The organism is Desulfuromonas sp. CSMB_57 (genome assembly GCF_020194955.2).
Classification (GTDB): Bacteria; Desulfobacterota; Desulfuromonadia; order Desulfuromonadales; family Syntrophotaleaceae; genus JAFCIY02.
Genome location: NZ_JAFCIY020000023.1, coordinates 321,747 through 339,180, shown reverse-complemented (window position 1 = coordinate 339,180; position 17,434 = coordinate 321,747). Strand labels below are relative to the sequence as shown.

The 17,434-nt window shown below is 61.7% G+C and carries 13 protein-coding genes; 2 read left to right on the top strand and 11 right to left on the bottom strand.

Annotated elements, in window-relative coordinates:
- The first annotated feature begins 150 nt into the window (after positions 1-150).
- Positions 151-1,440: a phosphopyruvate hydratase gene (eno, locus tag JQN68_RS07670; protein WP_225072267.1), complete on the top strand. Its 1,290-nt coding sequence runs from the start codon at positions 151-153 to the stop codon at positions 1,438-1,440.
- A gap of 110 nt (positions 1,441-1,550) precedes the next feature.
- On the opposite strand, the gene ftsH is transcribed toward eno, so the two are convergent.
- Positions 1,551-3,479, bottom strand: a complete 1,929-nt coding sequence (ftsH, locus tag JQN68_RS07665; RefSeq protein WP_225073555.1) for an ATP-dependent zinc metalloprotease FtsH — start codon at positions 3,477-3,479, stop codon at positions 1,551-1,553.
- A 220-nt stretch (positions 3,480-3,699) separates the two neighbouring features.
- Between ftsH and tgt the strand changes: the two genes are divergently transcribed.
- Complete coding sequence (tgt, locus tag JQN68_RS07660; protein WP_225073556.1) at positions 3,700-4,821, top strand: tRNA guanosine(34) transglycosylase Tgt; 1,122 nt, start codon at positions 3,700-3,702, stop codon at positions 4,819-4,821.
- Between the two features lie 133 nt (positions 4,822-4,954).
- Here tgt and JQN68_RS07655 read toward each other — a convergent pair whose 3' ends face one another.
- The 10 genes from JQN68_RS07655 to JQN68_RS07610 all read right to left on the bottom strand — a co-directional run bounded on the left by JQN68_RS07655 (position 4,955) and on the right by JQN68_RS07610 (position 17,407).
- A complete protein-coding gene (locus JQN68_RS07655) occupies positions 4,955-5,158 on the bottom strand; it encodes a hypothetical protein (RefSeq protein WP_225073557.1) in 204 nt (67 codons plus the stop codon).
- Between the two features lie 78 nt (positions 5,159-5,236).
- Complete coding sequence (locus JQN68_RS07650) at positions 5,237-5,998, bottom strand: septal ring lytic transglycosylase RlpA family protein (protein WP_225073558.1); 762 nt, start codon at positions 5,996-5,998, stop codon at positions 5,237-5,239.
- A gap of 82 nt (positions 5,999-6,080) precedes the next feature.
- Positions 6,081-7,040, bottom strand: coding sequence for an acetyl-CoA carboxylase carboxyl transferase subunit alpha (gene accA / locus JQN68_RS07645; protein WP_225073567.1), 960 nt, complete (start codon positions 7,038-7,040; stop codon positions 6,081-6,083).
- A gap of 62 nt (positions 7,041-7,102) precedes the next feature.
- Entirely contained in the window at positions 7,103-10,576 is a 3,474-nt protein-coding gene (gene dnaE / locus JQN68_RS07640) for a DNA polymerase III subunit alpha (RefSeq protein ID WP_225073559.1), read from the bottom strand.
- Positions 10,577-10,781: 205 nt separating this feature from the next.
- Positions 10,782-11,366, bottom strand: coding sequence for a Maf family protein (locus JQN68_RS07635; RefSeq protein ID WP_225073560.1), 585 nt, complete (start codon positions 11,364-11,366; stop codon positions 10,782-10,784).
- Between the two features lie 105 nt (positions 11,367-11,471).
- Positions 11,472-11,783, bottom strand: coding sequence for a hypothetical protein (locus JQN68_RS07630; RefSeq protein ID WP_225073561.1), 312 nt, complete (start codon positions 11,781-11,783; stop codon positions 11,472-11,474).
- Between the two features lie 68 nt (positions 11,784-11,851).
- A complete protein-coding gene (locus JQN68_RS07625; RefSeq protein WP_225073562.1) occupies positions 11,852-12,877 on the bottom strand; it encodes a helix-turn-helix transcriptional regulator in 1,026 nt (341 codons plus the stop codon).
- A gap of 4 nt (positions 12,878-12,881) precedes the next feature.
- Entirely contained in the window at positions 12,882-14,444 is a 1,563-nt protein-coding gene (gene guaA, locus JQN68_RS07620; protein ID WP_225073563.1) for a glutamine-hydrolyzing GMP synthase, read from the bottom strand.
- A gap of 70 nt (positions 14,445-14,514) precedes the next feature.
- On the bottom strand, positions 14,515-15,990 hold the full coding sequence (guaB, locus tag JQN68_RS07615) for an IMP dehydrogenase (protein WP_225073564.1): 1,476 nt from the start codon (positions 15,988-15,990) through the stop codon (positions 14,515-14,517).
- Positions 15,991-16,336: 346 nt separating this feature from the next.
- Entirely contained in the window at positions 16,337-17,407 is a 1,071-nt protein-coding gene (locus JQN68_RS07610) for a M42 family metallopeptidase (protein ID WP_225073565.1), read from the bottom strand.
- Positions 17,408-17,434: the final 27 nt, after the last annotated feature.

Here is a 17,434-nt window from a genome sequence, read left to right as displayed (position 1 = left end):
CGGGTAAAAATCAATCTCTTTCCGAGTCTCGGCATACGCCTCGAGTGCCAAAAAAAAGGTTTCAAATCCGGGGCAATGTGCTATAAAAAGGGCGGCCGCAAGGCCGTGGTGAAGCTGTACTAATTTCAACCTTTCGCCAAAGGGAATGTCATGAGCGAGATTGTCGATGTCTATGCCCGGGAAATCCTCGATTCGCGGGGAAATCCCACCGTCGAGGTGGAAGTTTTTCTGGAAAGCGGCATCATGGGACGCGCCGCGGTGCCCAGCGGCGCCTCTACCGGAGAGCGGGAAGCACTGGAACTGCGGGACGGCGATGCCGGCCGCTATCTGGGCAAAGGCGTGCTCAAGGCGGTGGACAACGTCAACAGCGTGATAGCGGATGAACTGATTGGCTGGGAAGTGTCGGATCAGGCCGGCATCGACCGCAAACTGCTGGAACTGGACGGCACCGAGACCAAATCCAACCTGGGCGCCAACGCCCTGCTGGGGGTTTCCCTGGCCTGCGCCAAGGCCGCCGCGGAAGAAGCCGGACTCGGCCTGTTCCAGTACATCGGCGGTGCCAACGCCCGGGAACTGCCCCTGCCCATGCTCAATATCCTCAACGGCGGCGCCCATGCCGACAACAACGTGGATATCCAGGAGTTCATGATCATGCCGGTCGGTGCCCCCTCCTTCCGGGAAGCCCTGCGCATGAGCACGGAAATCTTCCACAGCCTGAAAAAGGTTCTCAAAGGACGCGGATACAGCACCTCCGTCGGCGACGAGGGTGGTTTCGCGCCTAACCTGAAGAGCAACGAGGAAGCCCTGGAAGTCATCATGGAAGCCATCAGCGCCGCCGGCTACCGACCCGGCGAGGACGTGCTGCTGGCCCTCGACGTCGCCGCCAGCGAACTGTACAAGGATGGCAGCTATACCCTCGCCAACGAGGCCCAACCGGTCAAGACCCCGGCCGAGTTGGTGGCTTTCTATGAGGACCTGGTCAACCGCTACCCGATCATCTCCATCGAAGACGGCATGGCGGAAAACGACTGGGACGGCTGGAAACTGCTCACCGAGCGCCTTGGCCGGCGCATCCAGATTGTCGGCGACGATCTGTTCGTCACCAACACCGTCATTCTGAAGCAGGGCATCGAGCGCGGCATCGCCAACTCCATCCTCATCAAGCTCAACCAGATCGGCACCCTGACGGAGACCCTGGATGCCATCGAGATGGCCAAGCGCGCCGGCTATACGGCGGTGGTCTCGCACCGCAGCGGTGAAACCGAGGATACCAGCATCGCCGATTTGGTGGTGGCGACCAATGCCGGCCAGATCAAGACCGGCTCCGCCTGCCGCACCGACCGCGTCTGCAAGTACAACCAACTGCTGCGCATCGAAGATGAACTGGGCGATACCGCCCGTTTCAATGGGCGCGGGGTGTTTTATAACCTCAAAGGCTGAAGGCTGAAGGCTGAAGGCTGAAGGCTGAAGGCTGAAGGCTGAAGGCAAGTGTATAGAAACCCGGGATGCGGTGCCAGCATCCCGGGTTTTTTTGATCGGGCCAATACTGGTCAGGAACCGGCCGGTGCCACTTCGGCCTTTTCCATTCCCAATGATGGTCGTTCCGGGGCCGGCGGCCCGGCCAGGCCGACCTCGGCCAACACCTGCTTGATACGTTCCCGATCCATGACTTCCTCCTCCAGCAGCGTATCCGCCAAGCGGTCGAGGGCAGCTCGATGTTCGGTGATGATCTGGTCGGCCCGGCCTTCGGCCTGCTTGATGATCTTCTCGATCTCCTGATCGATAATCCAGGCCATATGCTCGCTGAAACTGTTGTCGCTGGCCAGCTTGCGCCCCAAAAAGGGATGTTCTTCGCCGCGATCGAAGGTCATGGGTCCGATACGTTCGCTCATGCCCCATTGGCAGACCATCTTTTCCGCCAATTCGGTGGTTTCCTTCAGGTCATTCTGTGCCCCTGTGGACAGATCGTCGAACACCGCCCGTTCCGCGGCCCGTCCGCCGAGGTTGACCGTCAAGCGGGTCATGAGGTAGGAACGGGAATAGTGGTAGCGATCATCCACCGGCAACTGCTGAGTGACCCCCAAGGCCCGGCCCCGGGGAATGATGGATACCTTGTGCAGGGGATCGGCGCCGGGAGCCAGCCAGGCCAGCAGGGCATGGCCCGCCTCGTGAAAGGCGGTGATGCGCTTTTCCTCGACGGACATCATCAGTTTCCGTTCGGTACCCATCAGCACCCGATCCTGGGCGCGCTCGAGGTGCGCCATGTTCACCAGTGACGCATCTTCCCGCGCCGCGATGAGGGCCGCCTCGTTGACCAGGTTGGCCAGGTCGGCGCCGCACATGCCGGGAGTGCTGCGCGCCACCAGCCGCAGGTCGACATCCTCGGCCAGGGGCACCTTGCGGGTATGCACCTTGAGGATCGCCTCCCGGGCGCGCCAGTCGGGCCGTTCCACCATCACCTGGCGATCGAAGCGACCCGGCCGCAGCAGCGCCGGATCCAGTACATCCGGCCGGTTGGTGGCCGACATGACGATGACTTCGTCGTGGGGATCGAACCCATCCATCTCCGACAGCAACTGGTTGAGGGTCTGTTCCCGCTCGTCGTTGCCGCCGCCGAGCCCGGTACCGCGGGAGCGGCCGACGGCATCCAATTCATCGATGAAGATGATGCTCGGCGCATTGCGCTTGGCATTGCTGAACAAATCCCGAACCCGGCTGGCGCCGACCCCGACAAACATCTCGATGAACTGCGAAGCCGAAATGGAATAAAATGGCACCCCCGCCTCGCCGGCCACCGCGCGCGCCATCAGAGTTTTGCCGGTGCCGGGCGGACCCACCAGCAGCACACCACGCGGCGCCTTGGCACCCAGGCGCGTAAACCGCTTGGGGTTGCGCAAAAACTCGACAATCTCCATCAATTCCTGCTTGGCTTCTTCGAGCCCGGCCACATCCTGAAAGGTGACCTGGGAACGTTCCCGGGTATAGAGTTGGGCGCCGGATTTGGCGAAACCGCCCATCAGTCCGCCGCTGCCGGGACCCTGCCGGGTTCGCAGGTTGCGGAAGACGAACCACCAGACGGCGATGATCATCACCCAAGGCAGCAGATACAGCAGAGCCGTGGTCCAGGGGGAAGGTTTTTCTTCCGGAGTCACTCGAATCACTACCTTGGCCGCCTGCAGGAGGTTGAGCAGATCCGGATCGGCCACCGGCGGCAAATGGGTGCGGAAGGCCAGAAACCCCTCATCCGGAGCACGTTGAACCTCCTCCAGGTGGATGCGTTCCCGAAACTGGCCGGTCACCGTCTGGTCGGCAAAGGTCACCTCCTGGATATTGTGGTCGCTGAGTTCCTGACGAAACCGGCTATAACTGAGTTCGGCCACCGGGTCGGGCGTCTGTGGCTTGGCCAGGAGAAACAGATAGTTGAACATCACCACGACGGCCAACATGGCCAAGGCCTGCCACCAAAGATTTCGATTCATGCCGCCATCCCTTCCCGGGCTGCGCCGCCATCCCGGGGCCAAGGTTTAACCATCTAATTTTATTTGATTATACCAACCGCCTTACGGCTGGCAAGTCGGCGCTGCAAGACATCGTCGGCCGGTGGTTGCTTTCACCGGGGGCTTCTGTTAAAGTCCGGCATACAAACCATGCCGGTCCGGCTCCGCACTCCAAGTTCTCCTTGCAAGGATACCTCGCATCATGTTCGAATTCCAACTGCTGGCCGTCGATGCCGCAACGGCGGCCCGTCGCGGCCGTCTTACCACCCCCCACGGTGTCATCGAAACGCCGATTTTCATGCCCGTGGGCACCCATGGCGCCCTCAAGGCCCTGACTCCGGCCCAGGTGGAGGAGGCGGGCGCCCAGATCATCCTGGCCAACACCTACCATCTGCACCTCTCCCCCGGTGAGGGTCTGGTGGAGAAGGCCGGCGGCCTGCATCGTTTCATGCACTGGAACCGTCCCATCCTCACGGACAGCGGCGGGTTCCAGGTGTTTTCCCTGCCGAAGAAAAAGATCACCGAGGACGGCGTGTTTTTCCGCCATGAACTGACCGGCGAGGAAATCTTTCTGGGCCCCGCCGAAGCCATGGCCATCCAGAATACCCTTGGTGCCGACATCATCATGGCTTTCGACGAGTGCATCCCCTACCCCGCAACCCATGATTACGCCGCCCGCTCCATTCGCAAAACCCTGCGCTGGGCGGAAACCTGCCTGAAACAGCAACAGCGGCCCGACCAGGCTCTGTTCGGCATCGTGCAGGGCAGCGTCTACGAAGACCTGCGGCGCGACTGCGCCATGGCCCTGGCTGCCATGGACTTCCCCGGTTATGCCATCGGCGGGGTCAGTGTCGGGGAAGGGCTGGAATTGCTGAAAAAGGTGGTGGACTATACCGCCCACCTGCTGCCGGAGCACAAACCCCGCTATCTCATGGGCGTGGGGCTGCCCGAAGACATTCTGGAAAGCGTCGAACGCGGCATGGACATGTTCGACTGCGTGATTCCGACCCGCTACGCGCGCAGCGCCACCCTGTTTACCCGGCGCGGCCGCATCCGCCTGACCCATCGCCGCTACCGGCGGGATTTCTTCCCGGTGGACGCCTCCTGCGACTGCTACTGCTGCCGCAATTTCAGTCGCGCCTATCTGCACCACCTGTTCAAATCCAACGAAATCCTGTCGGCGACCTTGTCGGCCATTCATAATGTGCAATTCTATCTGAACATGATGGCCCAGGCCCGACAGGCCATCGAACAGGGGACCTTCAGGGAATTCAAGCAGGAATTTCTGGCGGAATACGGCAGCGCCGACGCCCCCCAGGACTGAGTACCAAAAAAATACGGGCTGACGGCATTGCAACCTTCACCCGCAAAGAATGGACTCTGCCCGCAAGAGAAACGTCCCAAAAAGCAGGGGGATGAAACCCTCTCATCCCCCTGTTGCCTTCAGCCTTCAGCCTTCAGCCTTCAGCCTGCCCCAACACCTTTCTTATTGCCTGATAGACATCCTCCTCGTCGATCCAGAGGACGAAACCGTTGCCATCGGCATCGCTGCCGGCCAGGTAGCCGACCCCTTCCGACTCGCCGCCGCAGGTTTTGCAGGACGAATGGACAGTCAAGGGCGTATTCGGCGCCATTTTCACGACAAACTGCTTTCGGTTCATCAATACCCTCCCGTTGGAAAATACGCAGCCCCTGCCTGTTGCTGACCGCAAGCAAGGGTTTGTCTGCCGACAATTGTATCAATCCACCGCCACGATATAGCAGTTGGCATAACCCGACCGGGCGAATTGGCCCATGGCACTGCGCGCCTCATCCAGAGAGGGGTATTTTCCTACCCGGACGCGATGAAACAGGGTGCCCCGGACATAACCGGTGGCAATGTCCGCCCACCCATGGCGCAGGCGCATATCTTGGGCCAGGCGCTGGGCATTGTCGGCGACGGCGAAGGAACCGATCTGCACGGCAAAGGGGCCGGCCGCATAGCGTGCCGGTCGGTAGACGACCCGCCCGGCGGCATCCAGTTCGCGAAAGCCAAGGGCTTCGATGCGCACCGGAACGGTGCCCGGGCCGACCACGCTCAGTTCCCGGGCCGCCGTATAGGACAGATCGATGACCCGGCCGGCCACGAAGGGCCCGCGGTCGTTGATGCGCACCACCGCTTCCCGGCCATTGTCGACATTGACCACCCTGACCCAGGTTCCCATGGGCAGGGTCTTGTGGGCCGCGGTCATGGCATACATGTCGTAGGATTCGCCATTGCTGGTCGGGCGGCCGTGAAAATCGGCGCCGTACCAGCTCGCGAGTCCCTGTTCGACAAAACCTTCGGCATCCAGAAGCGGCCGATAAAGTTGGCCGTTGATGACATAGGGTTTCTGATGTCCCTTGAGTCCGGCGGTTGCCGGGCTGTCCAGCACCCGGCTGCGATAGCCGCCGCTACAGGCCGGCAACAGCAAGGACAGAACCAACACTGGCAGGAGCGGGCGCAAAGCGGAAAAGGTCATGGTCGTCCTCCGTCGTGTTCGCGTCTGAGCATGGCGCTGGCAGGGGATGACGGCAATGGTCCGGCACGCAGGCTGCCGGGCGTTATTCCTGAACGATGGTCATGGCACGCAGTTTTTGGTAGCGCTGCTCCAGCAATTCGTCCGGCGAAAGCGCCTGCAAATCGGCCAGATGTTTGCGCAGGCAGAGACGGACCTGCTCGGCAGCAGCCTTGTGATCCGTATGGGCGCCGCCCATGGGCTCGGGAATGACCTCGTCGATGACGCAGCCCAGCTGACGGATATCCTCCGCCGTCAGCTTCAGAGCCTCGGCCGCCACTGGTCCCTGGCTGCCGTCCTTCCAGAGAATGGCGGCGCAGCCTTCCGGAGAAATGACCGAATAGACCGCATACTGCATCATCAGCACCCGGTTGCCGACGGCAATGCCCAGGGCTCCGCCGGAGCCGCCCTCGCCTGTCACCGTAGCGATGATGGGCACCTTGAGGGCGGCCATTTCCCGGAGATTGCGGGCGATGGCTTCGGCTTGGCCGCGTTCTTCGGCGCCGATGCCGGGAAAGGCGCCGGGCGTGTCGACAAAGGTGAAAATCGGCAAACCGAACTGCTCGGCCATCTGCATGACGCGCAGGGCCTTGCGATAGCCCTCGGGGTTGGGCATGCCGAAGTTGCGGTAGACCTTTTCCTTGGTGTCGCGGCCCTTCTGGTGGCCGATGACGGCGCAGGGCCGGCCCTCGAAGCGGGCAAAACCGCAGACCAACGCCGGATCGTCCCGATACAGGCGGTCGCCGTGCACCTCGAACCAGTCGGTAAAAATCTGCGCGATGAAATCGAGGGTAAAGGGGCGGTTGACATGACGCGCCAACTGAGCCACCTGCCAGCGGGTCAGATTGGAGAAAATTTCCTGCCGCAACTTCTCGGCCTTTTTCTCCAAGCGCAGAATTTCCGCTGTAAAATCCACCTGGTCGGTGGAAAAGCCCCGCAGTTCAAAAATTTTCTGTTCCAGTTCAACCAGGGGTTTTTCAAACTCCAGGTAATGATGCATGCGTATCTCCTGATCCGCCGCCCGGGCTCCGGATAGGCCCGGCACAGCTGGGGGGAAGCCCCGAAAGCCTAATCGAAAGTGACGACATTGTAGCCGAACAAGCGTTCGGTGTCTTCCAACATTTCATCGCTGGGGGCGATCTTCGTGCTTTCCGCCAAGCGCAAAACGGTTTCGCTGCGCCCGGGAATGACCAGATGCAACTGCACCGCGCAATTGCCGCGGTGGCGTTGAAAAATTTCCCGCAAGGCCCGTAATTGATCGGCTTCCAGACCCGGGGCCGTAAGCCGGAAATGAATCCGGCGGGTTTCGCGATGACTGACTTCCTGCAGCGCGACGATCTCCCTGGGCATGAGCTTCCGGTTCTCTTCGGCCACATCCAGAGTCCCGGAAACCAACAGGGGCTGGTCGCTGTGCAACAGTTCCGCGGCGCTGCGGTAGACTTCGGGAAACACCACCATTTCGACGAAACCGCTGAGGTCTTCGAGGGTGACAAAGGCCATCCGCTCGCCTTTTTTGGTCATCAACTCCTTGATGCCGCTGACCATGCCGCACACCTTGACCTCTTCCTTGTCGCTCCGTTCCGCCAGTTCCGCCGTGCTGCAGCTGGCAAAGCGGCGGATGGCATCCAGGCAACGATCCAGGGGATGGCCGGTGATATAGAAGCCGAGGGCTTCCTTTTCCATGGCCAGGCGGATCTTGTCGGGCCATTCCTCCAGTTCGGGCAACTGCCCGTAACTGGTGCCGCGCGGCGAGACAATCTCCTCGGTGCCGAACAGGGAAGCCTGGCCGTCGGCCTTTTCCCGCTGCAGCTTCTGACCCATTTCCATGGCTTCCTCCAACACCGCCAGGTACTGGGCGCGGCGGCCGCCGAGAGAATCCAGGGCGCCGCACTTGATGAGGGCCTCGACCACCTTTTTGTTGACCTTGCGCAGGTCGACCCGCTCGCAGAAATCATGCAGATTGCTGAAGGGTTGTTCCTGGCGGGCTTCGAGGATCGCTTCCAGGGCCGCGCTACCGACCCCCTTCACGGCGCCGAGCCCGAAGCGGATGGCCCGGTCATGCACCGTAAAGGAATTGCTGCTGGCATTGATGTCCGGCGGCAGCACCTCGATACCCATGGACCGCACCTCGGCGATATTTTTGATCACCTTGTCGGTGTTTTCCATGTCCTCGGTGAGCAGGGCGGCCATGAACTCCACCGGGAAATGGGCCTTGAGATAGGCGGTGTGATAGGCCACCAGAGCGTAGGCGGCGGAGTGGGATTTGTTGAACCCGTACTCGGCGAACTTGGCCATCAGGTCGAAGACGCCTTCGGCCTTTTTGGCGTCGAGCTGATTGTCGCGGGCCCCGGCAAGGAAGCTCTCCTTCTGTTTGGCCATTTCCTCGGCCTTTTTCTTGCCCATGGCGCGCCGCAGCAGATCGGCGCCGCCCAGGGTATAGCTGGCCAGCACCTGGGCGATCTGCATGACTTGTTCCTGGTAGACGATGACCCCGTAGGTATCCTTCAGGATCGGCTCCAGTTGCGGAAAATCGTAGACGATTTCCTTCTTGCCGTGTTTGCGCAGGATGAAGTCGTCGACCATGCCCGAACCCAGGGGGCCGGGCCGGTAGAGGGCGCAGACGGCGATGATGTCCTCGAAACAGTTGGGCTTGAGTTTGACCAGCAATTCCTTCATGCCCGACGATTCGAGCTGGAAGACGCCGGTCGTTTCCCCCGCCGACAGCAGCTGGTAGGTTTCCGGATCATCGTCCCGCACCAGTTTCAGATCGAAGTCGGAGTTTTTGCCCTGGCGGACCAGGCGCACCGCATTGGCGATGACCGTCAGGGTCTTGAGGCCGAGAAAATCGAATTTGACCAGGCCGATCTTCTCCACGTACTTCATGGGGAACTGGGTGACCTGGCCGCCGGACTTGGGATCGGTATAGAGCGGCAGGTATTCGGTCAGGGGCCGCGGCGTCACCACCACGCCGGCGGCGTGAGTCGAAGCATGCCGGGTAAGCCCCTCCAGGGCCAGGGAGATATCCAGCAACTGCTTGATCTGGCTCTCCTTGTCGGCCAGTTCGCGCAACCGCGGCTCCTGCTCCAGGGCTTCCCGCAGCTTGATATTGAGCACCGCCGGCACCAACTTGGCGATCTTGTCCACGTCGCCATAGGGCATGCTCAGGGCCCGACCGACATCCCGCACCACGCCTTTGGCCATCATGGTACCGAAGGTGATGATCTGGGCGACGTTGTCGGCACCGTATTTGCGCCGTACGTACTCGATGACCTCCTCCCGCCCGTAGATGCAGAAGTCGACATCGATATCCGGCATGGAAACCCGCTCCGGATTGAGAAAACGTTCAAACAGCAGGTTGTAGGGGATGGGATCGATGTCGGTGATGCGGATGGCGTAGGCCACCAGGGAGCCGGCGGCGCTGCCGCGCCCGGGGCCGACGGGGATGCCGTGATCCTTGGCCCAGTTGATGAAATCGGCAACGATGAGAAAATAACCCGGGAACCCCATGCTGTTGATGGTCTGCAGTTCCGTGGCCAACCGCTCCCGGTAGGCCGTTTCCTGCGCGGCGGAAAAATCGGGACGGATGCGCCGGATTTCCTTCAGCCGCTCCTCAAGGCCCTGGTGCGCCTGTTCCTCCAGGACCTCGGCGAGGGTTTTCTCGGCCGGTTTTTCATACTGGGGGAAATGATAGGTCTTGAAATCCAACTCCAGGTTGCAGCGGTCGGCTATGGCCAGGGTATTGGCCAGGGCCTCCGGCACCTGAGCGAACAGGGACTGCATCTCGGCCGGGGTCTTGACGTAGAATTCCTGGTTGGCAAACCGGAACCGATCGGGATCGTCCATGGTCTTGCCGGTCTGCACGCAGAGCAGGACCTCGTGGGCGGCGGCGTCCTCCCGGGTCAGATAATGGCAGTCGTTGGTCGCCACCAGGGGCAGCCCGGTTTCGCGGGCCAGGGTCAGCAAGCCGTCGTTGACCAGTTTCTGTTCCGGCAGATGGTTTTCCTGCAACTCCAGAAACAGCCGCTGCCGGTCGAAAACCCGCGCCATCTCCAGCAACCGGGTCCGCGCCTCATCCGGACGCTGCAGCTTCAACAGGGTCGGAATTTCCCCGCCCAGACAGGCGGTGAGGGCGATGAGTCCGGCATGGTGCTGCCGCAGCAGGTCCCAGTCGACGCGTGGTTTGTAATAGAAACCTTCCCGGTAGCCGGCCGACACCAGGCGACAGAGATTGCGATAGCCTTCCAGATCCTGGCACAGCAGAACCAGATGATAAGCGGCTTCCGACGACCCGCGGGCGTTGGTTTTTTCGAACCGGGAACCGGGCGCAACATAGACTTCGCAGCCGATCAGGGGCTTGATGCCGGCATCCTTGGCCTTGCTGTAGAATTCCACCGCCCCGAACATGTTGCCGTGATCGGTAATGGCCAAGGCCGGCATGCCGCAAGCGGCCGCATGTTTGACCAGATCGCCGATCTTGATGGCACCGTCCAGAAGGCTGTATTGGGTATGCAGATGCAGATGAACGAAGTCGTTGAGTGCCATGCCCTACCAGATCAAAGTTGCCGGCAAGCCTTCATGGCTGCGGCGGAAAACAAAAAGACCGATATCGCAACGTTCGGAAAAAGTGCGTACCGGTCAGCCGGAAATAAGTGCGTCACTGTAGCATTTTCGGAGCAAAAGCGTCAAGCATGCCCCGGCCGCCAAGCATCCCCGATTATCGGGCGGGAAGCGGGTGGAGATACACCGCCTATTGAAGGACGTGAACTCCGAAATAGGCGAGAAAGTCGGTGAGCTTGATGAGCGGCAATCCTATCAGGGAGGTATAATCCTCGCCTTCCAGGCGACTCATGAGGGCGATGCCCAACCCTTCGATCTTGAAGGAACCGGCACAATCGACGGGATTTTCCCGCCGCAGGTAGTTTCGAATCTGCTCCTCGCTCAAAGGCCGCAGGGTCACGCGATAGGTGACGAAATCGGTCAGGGCTTCGCCGCTGATGCTGTCATAGACGGACAGGCCGGTAAAAAAGGTATGGGTCTTGCCGGCCATGGAGCGCAGCTGCCGCACCGCCGTTTCGAAATTGCCCGGTTTGCCGAGGATGTGCCCCTGGCTGTTGACGAACACCTGGTCGGCACCGATGATCAGGGCATCCGGGTAACTCTCCGCCAGGCTGCGGGCCTTGTGGCCGGCCAGGTGTTTGACCAGCAACTCCGGCGCGATGGCCTGATCGATATGCTCCTCGAACTGGGGCGCGGCCACGTGAAAGGGAAAGCCCAACTGCCGCAGCAACTGCATCCGGTATGGGCTGGTCGAAGCCAGTACCACCATTTTCATGGCCGCTCTCCTGGAAGGAATTTGTCTCTTTTTACTGGAATTCAGGGGCAAAAGCAATGCCCTGGAACCCGTTCCGGGAGTTGTTGGGTGGTTGACCGGCGCTCGTCAGGCCGCCCAGGCCGACAGCTCACCATGGGAGGAAACATGGCGCACCGCCGTCACCAGGGCTTCGCGCAACCGTTCACGCCCCAGGCGCTGAAACAATTCGCCGATTTGCGGTCGGCCGAGCCATTCATCGGCAAAGGTGACTTCCGATTTTTCGCCGACCTCGACCAGCACCTCGCCCTCGTACCAGCCGTCGCCGAGCAGGCCGGAAACCGCCCAATGCGGCTTGTCCCGCTCCTGACGCCATTCCAGGTGATGGATATCGAAATAGATGGTTTCGCCGCTTTGTTCGCCCAGGGTCATGACCAGCATAAGTCGCCTCCTTTGACTGTGGAAGGGATCCGCAGTGTCAGGATACAGGACGACCGTGACAGAATATGTCACAAACCGGAAAGGTCCTTTTGCAGGGCCTGTTGCAGACCGTCGGCAAAGGACCGGCGCAACCCCTCGGGCGCCAGCACCTGCAGGTGCGGCAGCCAGGAATAAAGCCAGGCCAGGACTTCCTTTTCGCCGCCGGCCTGCATGGTCAGGATCAGGGAACCGTCGGCCTGGTCGTCGAGTTGCTGACTGGGATGCCAGAGTCGCTCGCGAACCAGATGAGCGACTTCGGCCAGAAACCGGATCCGGATCACCTCGGGCTGCTCGTCAACCAGGCCGAAAGCCGCCTGATGAACGGCAGCGGCGCTGAAGTCCTCCGGCATGTCGAACCGTTCGCCGCTGACGGTCACGGCTTCGATGCGGTCCACCAGCAGCCGGCGCAGGCCGCCGCGATTGTGGGCGAATACCAGCAGATAAAGGGCATCCTTGTAGAACAGCAGGCTGTAGGGATCGCAGAGATAGTCGGCCGCCGGCCGGCGGGCCGGCGCATAACGAACCGTGCAGCGGTACTGGTACAGCAGGGCCTGGCGCAATTGCTCGAGAATCTCACGTTGCCCCCGGTAATCACGCACCCCCTGGAAGCGCGGCGTCACGGCTTCGGCCAGACGCTCCAGGTGGGCGACGCTGCGCGGCGGCAGGCCGGCACGGATGCGGCCGAGAACGGCATCGAGGTCGTCAAGAAAGGGGGTACCCTGCAGAAAGCCGAGCTGACCTCGGCACAGGTAGAGGGTCATCAGTTCGGGCAGGGAAAAGGTGATGGGGGGGATGCGGGAGAAGCCGGTCAGAAATCGATACACAACCCGGCCGCGTTCGTCGCCGGCCGGCTCCCGCATCAAGGGGTAGCCGGCCGCTTCGATAGCCTGCAGATCGCGATAGACGGTACGACGGGTGACGCCGCACTCTTCGGCCAGTTCTTCGACGGTGGCACCGTTGCGGGCCTCCAGCAGCCGGATCAGGTCATGCAGCCGCCCCGCCTGGCTATAGCGGCGGGACGGACGACCCGCAGGGCGCGACGGGCGGTTCGCCACCGCCTCACTCCCACTCGATGGTCGCCGGCGGCTTGCTGGAAATGTCGTAGACCACCCGGTTGACGCCCTTGACCTCGTTGATGATCCGGTTGCTGATATAGGCCATGTCGGCGTAGGGCAGCGGGTACCAGCCGGCGGTCATGAAGTCCTTGGTTTCCACCGCGCGCAGAGCAATGACGTACTCATAGGTGCGGCCATCACCCATGACACCGACGCTGCGCACCGGCAGGAACACGGCGAAGGCCTGGCTGATCTTATCGTAATGGCCGGTACGATAGAGTTCCTCGATGTAGATGGCGTCGGCGCGGCGCAGAATATCGGCGTATTCCAGTTTGACTTCGCCGAGAATGCGCACGCCGAGGCCGGGTCCCGGGAAGGGATGACGGTATACCATCTGGTGCGGCAGGCCCAGTTCCTCGCCGATGGCCCGCACCTCGTCCTTGAACAGTTCGCGCAGGGGCTCCAGCAGCTTCAGCTTCATATGCTCCGGCAATCCGCCGACGTTGTGGTGACTCTTGATGTTGTGCGCCTTGCCGGTCTTGGCGCCGGCGGATTCGATGACGTCGGGATAGATGGTGCCCTGGGCCAGCCAGCGGGCATCCTCGATGCGGGCCGATTCCTCCTCAAAGATCTGGACGAACAGGTTGCCGATGATCTTGCGCTTGCGCTCCGGATCCGTCTCTCCGGCCAGGGCACCGAGAAACCGCTCCTCGGCATTGACCCGGATTACGTTGACGCCCATGTTGGCGGCAAAGGTGCGCATCACCTGATCGCCTTCGCCAAGCCGCAACAAGCCGTTGTCGACGAACACGCAGGTCAGCTGGTCGCCGATGGCGCGTTGAATCAAAGCCGCCGCCACCGAGGAATCGACGCCCCCGGACAGACCAAGGATGACCCGCTCGGAGCCGACCTGCCGGCGGATGCGGGCAATGGCGTCCTCGATGATATGGCCCGGCGTCCACTGACCGCTGCAGCCGCAAATCTGGCGCACAAAGCTATCGAGCAGCTGTTCGCCGTGGGGAGTATGGTTCACTTCGGGATGGAACTGCACTCCGTAGAGGCGGCGGGCGACATCCTGGATGGCGCAGACCGGGGCGTTTTCGGTGCGCGCCACCACCTCGAATCCGGCCGGGACTTGGGAAACATGGTCGCCGTGACTCATCCACACCGGGCTCTTGCCCTCGATGAAAAACTCTTCGAACAGCGGTCCCGGCCGACCCACGGCGTGCAACTCGGCGTGGCCGTATTCGCGCTTGCCGGCGGGCACCACCTCGCCGCCGAAATGGCGGGCCAGCAACTGCATGCCGTAGCAGATGCCGAGCACCGGCACACCGAGTTCGAACAGGGCCTCGGCCACCGCGGGAGCGCCCTCGTCATAGACCGACTTGGGCCCGCCGGAAAGGATGATGCCGCGCGGTGCGAAGGCCCGGATCGCCTCCAGCTCCATATCGAAGGGATGCAGTTCGCAATAGACATGGGCTTCGCGCACCCGCCGGGCGATGAGCTGGGTATACTGGGAACCGAAATCGAGGATCAGTATCTTTTCGCCGTGAATATCCTGGGACATGGAATCTCCAAAAAACGGTTCGGGGCCGGTGCGCCCCGCGACCCGTTGGTGAGCAGTGACTGCGCGCAGTCTAAAAACTGCGCTCCACCCGATAGTTGGGTGCCTCGTGGGTGATGGCCACGTCATGCACATGGGATTCCCGCAGGCCGGCGTTGGTGATGCGAATGAAGCGGCCGTTGTCCTGCAGTTCCCTGAGGGTGCGGCAGCCGGTGTAGCCCATGCCGGCCCGCAGCCCGCCCAACAATTGATGAACGTTTTCCGACAGGCTGCCGCGGAACGGCACCCGGCCTTCAATGCCTTCCGGCACCAGTTTGACCTCCGACTCCACCTCGCTCTGGAAATAGCGGTCCCGGCTGCCCTGCTTCATGGCGCCGAGGCTGCCCATGCCGCGATAGGACTTGTAGGTGCGGCCCTGGTAGAGAATGGTCTCGCCGGGAGATTCCTCGGTGCCGGCGAACAGGGAGCCGATCATGATGACGTCGGCGCCGGCGGCAATGGCCTTGGGCAATTCCCCGGAATATTTGATGCCGCCGTCGGCGATGAGGGGCACACCGGCCTTGCGGGTGACCCGGGCCACATTCATGATGGCGGTGATCTGCGGCACGCCGACTCCGGCCACCACCCGGGTGGTACAGATGGAACCGGGACCAATGCCGACCTTGACGGCGTTGACGCCGGCTTTGATGAGGGCCTCCGCGGCTTCGGGAGTGGCGATGTTGCCGGCCACCAATTGCAGATCGGGATAGGCGCGGCGAATATCGACCAGGGCATCCAACACGTATTGGGAATGACCGTGGGCGGTATCGATGACGACCAGATCGACTCCGGCCCGTACCAGGGCCTCGATGCGTTCTTCCCGATCGGGCCCGACACCGACGGCGGCGCCGACCCGCAAGCGGCCCAGGTCGTCCTTGCAGGCGAAGGGATATTTGCGCACCTTTTCGATGTCCTTGATGGTGATCAGGCCGCGCAACTGGTACTGGTCATCCACCACCAGCAGCTTTTCGATGCGGTGCCGATGCAGGTGGCGCTTGGCTTCCTCGAGGGTCGTGCCGGGCGGCACGGTGACCAGGTTTTCCTTGGTCATGACATCGGCAATGGGTTGATCGAGACGGGTTTCAAACCGCAGATCGCGGTTGGTCAGAATGCCGACCAGCTTCCCGGCACTGGTGATGGGCACGCCGGAAATACGGTATTTCTCCATCATCTCCAGGGCCTCGTAGATTTTCTGTTCCGGCCGCATGGTGATGGGATCGACGATCATGCCGCTTTCCGACTTCTTGACTTGGTCCACCTCGATGGCCTGCTCGGCGGGCGACATGTTTTTGTGAACGATCCCCAACCCGCCCTCGCGGGCCATGCCGATGGCGGTGCGGGCCTCGGTAACAGTATCCATGGCGGCGGACAGCAGGGGCACGTTGAGCTGGATGCTCGGGGTAAGAAATGTCGTCAGATCGACTTCCTTGGGGAGCACTGTGGAATGCGCCGGAAGAAGCAGCACATCATCAAAAGTCAAACCTTCGGAAATCTCGCCGGGAGCCTGCATCGCCGTGCCTCCTTGTCCAGGGGAAAAATATTAATCGCGCATTCTGACTGAACCGCCTGGTCGCTGTCAAGACTTATCGGGCGCACCAAAACCAAAGTCGGGTACACGCGGTGCACCGACCCTGGAGGAACCGTTCAGCAGTCGTGGAGCCGAGCCTCATGCCCCGTCGGCGAACTGATTTGTTCCTAGCGTCCCGTGCGGTTAGTCCTGTCTTCAAATTCCGGCCCTTTTGGTCGCCGGCTGCGTTCCGCCTTCTCGGCTTAACTCTGGCTAGGCCTGCGGCGGCGCGCCTTGCCGGCAACCAAAATTTCTCAGAATTTCTTGACACAACTAACCGCACGGGACACTAATTGGGGATGAAGCTGAAATCACGACTCAGGCGTTGCACCACCGCCACCAGCAGACGGATGGTGGCCTCGATATCGGCCAGGGACAGCACCTCCACCGGCGAATGCATGTAGCGCAGGGGAACCTGCAGCAGTGCCGTGGCAACCCCGGCACGGGACAGTTGCATGGCGTTGGCGTCGGTGCCGGTGCCGCGCGGCGACCCCATGATCTGAATGGCGATGTTCTCGTCCCGGGCCGTGGCCACCAGCAGGTCGAACAGCGCCGGATTGATGTTGGCGCCGCGGGATACGATGGGCCCGCCGCCGACCTTGAATTCTCCCAGCTCCTTCTTTTCCACCCCCGGACAGTCGCTGGCGAAACCGACATCGATGGCGATACCAACGTCCGGATTGACGCCGTAGGTACTGGTGGTGGCACCGCGCAGACCAACCTCTTCCTGGACCGTCGACACTCCGTACAACTCAACCGGCGGCGCGCCCCGGCGCCGCACCTCTTTGAGCACTTCGGCGACGATGAAGGCGCCCATCTTGTCGTCGAAACCGCGGGAGGAGACCAACTCGCCCTGCAGACGCTGGAATCCGGCGGCGAAGGTGATGGGATCGCCGACGGCAACCAACTCCCGGGCCGCCGCGCCGTCGGCGCAGCCGATGTCGATGAACTGGCTGGTCAATTTGACCACGGTTTCGCGGTCCTTGGGTTCCATGAGATGGATGGGTTTCTTGCCGACCACCCCCGGTACGATGCCCCCGGCAGCATGGATCTGAATCCGTTGACCGGGCACCAGGTGGGCATCGATACCGCCGATGGGAGCAAAGTAGATGAATCCGGCATCGTCGATATAGCGGACCATGAAGCCGATCTCGTCGCAATGGCCGGCCAGCATGACCCGCAGGGCATCGGCGGCCCCGGATTTCAGGCAGGCGATGACATTGCCCATGACATCGGTGTGCAGTTCATCCGCCACCTCGGCCAACTCGTGCCGGATGAGGCGCTGGACCGGCTGTTCAAAACCGGACGGGCTCGGGGTTTCCACCAGTGCCTGCAAAAAAGCGATGCTGCGTTCTTCCATATGGTTGATGTCCTTGTGGTGTTTTAG

Excerpts from the sequence above, each read along its gene's own strand:
- eno (WP_225072267.1), top strand. The coding sequence starts at position 151 with ATGAGCGAGATTGTCGATGTCTATGCCCGGGAAATCCTCGATTCGCGG.
- ftsH (WP_225073555.1), bottom strand. The coding sequence starts at position 3,479 with ATGAATCGAAATCTTTGGTGGCAGGCCTTGGCCATGTTGGCCGTCGTG.
- tgt (WP_225073556.1), top strand. The coding sequence starts at position 3,700 with ATGTTCGAATTCCAACTGCTGGCCGTCGATGCCGCAACGGCGGCCCGT.
- JQN68_RS07655 (WP_225073557.1), bottom strand. The coding sequence starts at position 5,158 with ATGAACCGAAAGCAGTTTGTCGTGAAAATGGCGCCGAATACGCCCTTG.
- JQN68_RS07650 (WP_225073558.1), bottom strand. The coding sequence starts at position 5,998 with ATGACCTTTTCCGCTTTGCGCCCGCTCCTGCCAGTGTTGGTTCTGTCC.
- dnaE (WP_225073559.1), bottom strand. The coding sequence starts at position 10,576 with ATGGCACTCAACGACTTCGTTCATCTGCATCTGCATACCCAATACAGC.
- JQN68_RS07635 (WP_225073560.1), bottom strand. The coding sequence starts at position 11,366 with ATGAAAATGGTGGTACTGGCTTCGACCAGCCCATACCGGATGCAGTTG.
- JQN68_RS07630 (WP_225073561.1), bottom strand. The coding sequence starts at position 11,783 with ATGCTGGTCATGACCCTGGGCGAACAAAGCGGCGAAACCATCTATTTC.
- guaA (WP_225073563.1), bottom strand. The coding sequence starts at position 14,444 with ATGTCCCAGGATATTCACGGCGAAAAGATACTGATCCTCGATTTCGGT.
- guaB (WP_225073564.1), bottom strand. The coding sequence starts at position 15,990 with ATGCAGGCTCCCGGCGAGATTTCCGAAGGTTTGACTTTTGATGATGTG.
- JQN68_RS07610 (WP_225073565.1), bottom strand. The coding sequence starts at position 17,407 with ATGGAAGAACGCAGCATCGCTTTTTTGCAGGCACTGGTGGAAACCCCG.